We start from the raw sequence: 2,126 nt of genomic DNA on the forward strand, positions 1-2,126 counted from the left end.
GCCGTCCGGATCTGCGAGGTAGACGCTAACCCCCTCGCCTGTGGAGCCGTAGCGCAGGCCGCTCTCGCCGACTTCGACCCCGTGGGCCTCAAGGTGGCGGCGCACGGCCTCGAGATTGAAGCCCGCGATCCGCAGGCAGAAGTGGTCGAGGTTGCGGCCCGCCTCCCCCGGCGCAGCGCCGCCGGCCCGGCCGAGCCGGCCGTCAACGGGGACGAGGTCGATGAGGCTGGATCCGGCGCGCAGCTGGATGAGGCCCAGTTCGTCGTTGCGCCGCTCGATGGGGCACCCGAGCACGTCCACGTAGAAGGCCAGCATGGCGGGCAGGTCCTTCACCCGCAGGACCAGGTGGTCGACGCCCGTCACGGTCAGCATGTGTTCGGCCTCCGCTGCTGGATCGGCTCCGCTGGTGGACGTAGGCTCTGGACCATGGATATCCAAGCCGCCCTCGGCCCCGCCCTGCTCGCCTCGGCCTCCGACGCCATCGTCGCCAGCGACCGGGAAGGGGCGATCGTCTTCTGGAACCCCGGCGCGGAGCGGATCTTCGGCTTCTCCGCAGCCGAGGCCCTCGGCCAGTCCCTGGACCTGATCATCCCGGAGCCCCAGCGGGGCCGCCACTGGGAAGGCTACGACCGGGTGATCGCTTCGGGCGCGAGCCGCTACGGCGCAGGCGACCTGCTGGCCGCGCCCGGCCTTCGCAAGGACGGCGCACGCATCAGCCTGGAGTTCTCAATCGTGCTGGTGAAGGACGGCGCCGGCCAGGTCGCGGCCATGGTCTCGGTGATGCGGGACGTCACCGCGAAGTTCGAGGAGATGCGGGCTTTGCGCAAACGGCTCGCCGGCGCGCCCTGACCCGTTCCATTTCGAGACGCTTTAGACCGCCAGGTCGGCGGCCATCTTAGTCAGCACGGCGGCCAGCAGCGGCGCCGCCAGGGTGAGCTCGATCAGCAGGATGGCGTAGAGCCCCGCCAGAACCGGCCGCCGGTCCTTGAGGTTCAGGACCACGCCAGCCACCAGGGGCCCGGTGATGGGCCCCAGGAGCATGAACGGCGCGAGGCGAAAAACGGTCTGCTTGAGGGTGCGCTTCGCAGGCGCGGTCTCGGCTTGGGACACCATGGGCCCACGGTAGCAACTCCCAAGCCGGCCGTTAAGGCTTAGGTAACGATTCCGAGACGCCGCCCCAGCGCAGGCCGGCGGCGGCCGTACTCGACGATTGCGATCAGCGCCACCAGCACCACGAGCTCCAGCCCCAGGCTGATGAAGTCGAAGGGCAGCGGCTTGGGCGCCTCGAAGGTGATCGGCGTCAGGAAAAAGCCGATCATCAGGTTGTTGGCCAGGTGCGCTCCGGTGGTGAACTCCACCCCGTCGGTGCGCAGCGCAATCCAGCCCCAGGCCACCCCCATCGCCGCCCGGACCAGGAAAGCGTCCGGGTTTGGGTCGGCGTGGCCCAGCGAGAACAGCACGCCCGGGACCAGCAGGATGATCCACAGACGCCGGGTGAAGGCCCGCGCCTGCTGCTGCGCCCAGCCGCGGAACACCGCCTCCTCGGCGAAGGCGGCCAGGAACAGGAAGACGAGGGCGCCGGCCGCGTAGGCCAGCTTCGCCCCGACGGCCTCCGTCCTCAGCAGCGGTGCGGTCTCCGGCGGCGGGCTGCGCATCACCTCCAGGCCGATGATCACCAGGATCAGTGGCGCGGCGAGCAGGAAGCCGCTGGCCACGGCGCGCCAGCGGAACCGCGGCGCCGCCGTAAGGAAGCTAATCATCGGCCGCCCGTAGACCCGGCTCGCCACCAACAGGAACACCGCCAGGGCGGCGGCGAAGCCGACGCCGATGGTCGACAGCTCGGCCAGGTAGCTGATCAGCGGCCGGCCCGTACTGGCCTGCATCAGGGTCTCGACGGCCGCGGAGAACCCGCCGCCCAGGTCGTCGGCGAACACCATCGCGCTGGCCACTAGCGCGGCCATCGAGGCGATCACAGAGGCCAGGAAGGCCAGCCCGCCGCCGCCCAGCACCACAGCCAGAACCGGCCAGATGCGGCGCTCGCTCGGGCCCACCAGGGCCAGGAACGGCGGCGTTTCTGTCTGAGGGGCGCTCATGGCGGCCAGGCCTCTCCTTCGGATGGCTCGTCG

Annotated in this window: 4 protein-coding genes; 1 reads left to right on the plus strand and 3 read right to left on the minus strand. The window is 70.6% G+C overall.

Going from position 1 to position 2,126, the window contains the following annotated elements:
• Window positions 1-372, minus strand: a 372-nt coding sequence (locus VHK87_RS13710) for a VOC family protein (RefSeq protein ID WP_329635449.1), incomplete at its 3' end; no start/stop codon positions are given.
• Between the two features lie 54 nt (window positions 373-426).
• On the opposite strand from VHK87_RS13710, the gene VHK87_RS13715 reads away from it, so the two are divergent.
• Window positions 427-849: a PAS domain S-box protein gene (locus tag VHK87_RS13715; RefSeq protein ID WP_329635450.1), complete on the plus strand. Its 423-nt coding sequence runs from the start codon at window positions 427-429 to the stop codon at window positions 847-849.
• A 21-nt stretch (window positions 850-870) separates the two neighbouring features.
• Here VHK87_RS13715 and VHK87_RS13720 read toward each other — a convergent pair whose 3' ends face one another.
• Together VHK87_RS13720 and VHK87_RS13725 are read right to left on the minus strand one after the other, a co-directional pair.
• Window positions 871-1,113 (minus strand): hypothetical protein, encoded by a 243-nt coding sequence (locus VHK87_RS13720; RefSeq protein ID WP_329635451.1) that lies wholly within the window; start codon window positions 1,111-1,113, stop codon window positions 871-873.
• A gap of 38 nt (window positions 1,114-1,151) precedes the next feature.
• On the minus strand, window positions 1,152-2,126 hold a 975-nt coding region (locus VHK87_RS13725), incomplete at its 5' end, for a CPBP family intramembrane glutamic endopeptidase (RefSeq protein ID WP_329635452.1).

It is taken from the genome of Phenylobacterium sp., assembly GCF_036263695.1.
GTDB lineage: Bacteria > Pseudomonadota > Alphaproteobacteria > Caulobacterales > Caulobacteraceae > Phenylobacterium.